Here is a 3396-nt window from a genome sequence, read left to right on the forward strand (position 1 = left end):
AGTAAAAAACCCTTCCTAGAACCAGGGTACTTCCCCGATCATAACTCGGAGCCAAGAAAGCCATGACCAAATCCCGAAACAAGTCTTCAAAAACCCAAAGTAGTGACCAGAAGTTAAACATCATCAATGCCAAGGCGGCGGCTTTTTATCGTCGTCTTTATCGCCGCGCTGGTGCGGCCAAGGCGATTACGGCTACGGCACATAAAATAGCGCGGATTTTTTATCGTCTGTGGACGACCAAACAATCTGATCAAGATCTGGGAGCAGATTATTACGAACAACAGTATCGTCAACGGGTCATCAACAATCTCTCGAAAAAGGCGCAATCCCTTGGCTTTCAACTGGTTGAGGCTTCCTCAGCCTGAGTTAAGTTTCTGGAGAGTTACCAGTTATCAGTGATTCAGATGTGGGTTTTCAGTTCACTGATTACTGTTCACTGTTTACTGATCACTGAAAAAAAGCTCCCCAATTCATAATTCATAATTTATAATTTATAATTTATAATTCCCACTCCCTTTTTTTACCTTTTATGACTATTATTGTCGATTATCGCTTTCCTCCCGCTATTAATGCCGAAAAACAGGCAAAAACGATCGCTATCGGTCAAACCGCTGGCACTTGGAGCGAGCGCCACGGTCATCGTCAAGAGCAGCTGCAACAACACCTAGGGGGAGTGGTGGGGATCAGGGAGGAAGCCGACGGTTATAAGGTGGCTAGGGTGCGTTTTCCGCAGATAAACGTTGAAAATGACATCGCCAGTCTTTTAACCATGATTTTCGGCAAATATTCCATGGCTGGAGCCGGAAAAGTGGTGGGGGTGTATCTCCCCGAAAGCTACGGCACGAAAGCCAAGCTGGGAATCACAGGAATTAGGCAACGTTTGGGGGTTTATGATCGACCTCTAGTCATGGCAATTTTTAAACCCGCTTTAGGACTATCGGCGCAAGATCACGCCGATATCCTGCGAGAAGTGGCTTTTGCTGGCTTAGACGTGATTAAAGATGATGAAATCATGGCGGATCTTCCCGTGGCTCCCACCCACGAGCGCCTAGATTGTTGTCGCCGGGTTTTGGAGGAAGTGCGGCAGCAAACCGGCAGAAATGTTCTCTATGCGGTCAATGTCACTGGAAAAGCGGACGAATTGCAGAGAAAAGCCCGTTTATTAGTGAAACATGGGGCTAATGCCCTGTTATTAAACGTTCTTACCTACGGTTTTTCCGTTTTAGAAGCTTTAGCCAGTGATCCAGCGATCGATGTGCCTATTTTCGCCCATCCTGCCTTTGCCGGAGCGATGTGTGCCGGTACTGATACGGGATTAGCCTATTCTGTGGTTTTGGGAACGATGATGGCCCACGCGGGAGCCGATGCGGTGCTATATCCCGCCGCCTACGGTAGTTTACCCTTCGATCCCCAGGAGGAAGGCAAAATTCGCGATATTTTGCGCGATAGAAACGTTTTTCCGGTTCCCTCGGCCGGTATTCGTCCAGGTATTGTTCCCCAGGTCCTTGGGGATTACGGACGTAATGTTATCCTCAATGCGGGAACCGGAATTATGGACCACCCATCCGGACCGGCCAGTGGTGTGAGGGCTTTTTTTGAAGCTTTAGCCAGAATAGAAGCGGGTGAGTCTTTTGATCCCGCCAATTTGCCTGAGGGAGCCTTAAAACAGGCAATTCTACAGTGGGGTTAAGCTCAATTCTTTCAAATGCACTATAAAGACATTTTGTCAAGCATTTTTAGAAAAATTAACAAATAACTTCCCGTTTTAGATAGGGTTGCAGCGCTTCTGGCACTTTTACCGTCCCGTCTGCCTGTTGATAATTTTCCAGGACAGCAGCCATAGTACGACCGATCGCTAATCCCGAACCGTTGAGGGTGTGGACAAAATTAGTGCCTTTTTGCCCTTTTTCTTTAAAGCGAATATTGGCCCGTCGTGCCTGAAAGTCTCTAAAATTAGAACAACTGGAAATTTCCCGATAGGTATTAGCCGAAGGCAGCCACACTTCTAAGTCATAACATTTAGCAGCCGCAAAACCCAAGTCACCGCTACACAATTCAATCACTCGATAGGGCAACTGTAAAGCTTGCAGGATTGCCTCCGCATTAGCGACTAAACTTTCGTGTTCCTGAGCAGAAGCGTCAGGATGGACGATTTTGACCATTTCCACCTTATTAAATTGATGCAAACGGATCAAGCCCCTAGTATCTTTGCCATAGCTGCCCGCTTCTCGACGAAAACAAGGGGTATAGGCACAGTGTTTGATCGGTAATTGCTCCGATGAGAGGATTTCATCGCGATAGAGGTTAGTTACAGGTACTTCTGCCGTTGGTGCTAACCAAAGCTCATCATCTCGACATTTAAAGCTTTCTTCCGCAAATTTCGGCAGTTGTCCCGTCCCGCGCAGGGAGTCACTATTAATCAGAATTGGCGGTAAAACTTCTGTATAACCGGCGACAATATGGCGATCGAGCATAAAATTAATTAAAGCTCTTTCTAGGGCTGCCCCGAGGGCGATAAGATTGACAAAACGACTCTGGGCGATTTTTACTGCCCGTTCAAAGTCTAAAATGCCCAATTTTTCCCCAATTTCCCAGTGAGGCAAAATATTCGGGTTGGTGGGTTTATATTCTTCTCCCCAGCGTCTGACTTCGACATTTTCCCGTTCATCCTTACCGATGGGAGTGGTTTCACTGGGTAAATTGGGTAAATCTAAGATTTTTTGGTCAATGGCCGCTTTAATCTCTTTTTCCTGCGGTTCTAATTGAGCTAGTTTACTTTTAATCTCGTTTCCTTCTGTTTTCATTGCCAAGATTTCGGGACTGTTGACATCGCTGCCACTTTTCACTTTTTGTCCTACCAGTTTACCGATTTCGTTACCCCGGGCCTGTAAACTGCTGCGTTCTAACTCTAAAGCCTTCTGTTGTTGATTTAACTGGAGAATAGGGGCAATATCATAACTACCTCCCCGACTATCTAAGCGTTTCTGTACTTCCTCTGGATTTTCTCTAATTTGCTTTAGGTCTAACATGGTACGAGTCAGTAAAAAGTAAAAATTAAGTGGGGGAGTCGGAGAATCGGCAGCCCGAGGGGAAATGTTGTCAATCCCTAACCAATGCTCAATAATAACTCAAAACTTAACTAAAATATCGGTTAAAAGCCGCCGGTAAAATTAGCGGCAGCGGAAACTGGGGTATTGTAAAGTTTAAATACAAATATGGTCATATATAGTCATTCATGGTAATATGTACAGACAAAACTATCGGACTAGGCAAAAAAACAGGAATAAGTTATCGAACGGCTTGGAGGTGGTGGAAACAAGGGAATTTAACAGGCTATCAATTGCCTTCTGGTACAATTATCACAACGGATGACAACCCTTCAAAACCCGACGCTGA

General features: G+C 45.6%; 3 protein-coding genes. 2 read left to right on the forward strand and 1 reads right to left on the reverse strand.

Annotation, left to right across the window (positions count from 1 at the left end; all coding sequences use genetic code 11):
* Window positions 1-62 precede the first annotated feature (62 nt).
* Window positions 63-365: a hypothetical protein gene (locus tag IM500_RS20200; protein ID WP_190721158.1), complete on the forward strand. Its 303-nt coding sequence runs from the start codon at window positions 63-65 to the stop codon at window positions 363-365.
* Window positions 366-529: 164 nt separating this feature from the next.
* The gene (locus IM500_RS20205) at window positions 530-1690 is read left to right on the forward strand and encodes a 2,3-diketo-5-methylthiopentyl-1-phosphate enolase (RefSeq protein ID WP_190721155.1); all 1161 of its coding nucleotides are present in this window, start codon (window positions 530-532) and stop codon (window positions 1688-1690) included.
* Window positions 1691-1745: 55 nt separating this feature from the next.
* On the opposite strand, the gene serS is transcribed toward IM500_RS20205, so the two are convergent.
* Window positions 1746-3029 carry a serine--tRNA ligase gene (serS, locus tag IM500_RS20210; protein ID WP_287739421.1) on the reverse strand — a complete coding sequence of 428 codons (1284 nt, stop codon included), beginning with the start codon at window positions 3027-3029 and terminating at the stop codon, window positions 1746-1748.
* Window positions 3030-3396 lie beyond the last annotated feature (367 nt).

The organism is Microcystis sp. M179S2 (assembly GCF_020245805.1).
Taxonomy (GTDB): domain Bacteria; phylum Cyanobacteriota; class Cyanobacteriia; order Cyanobacteriales; family Microcystaceae; genus Microcystis; species Microcystis aeruginosa.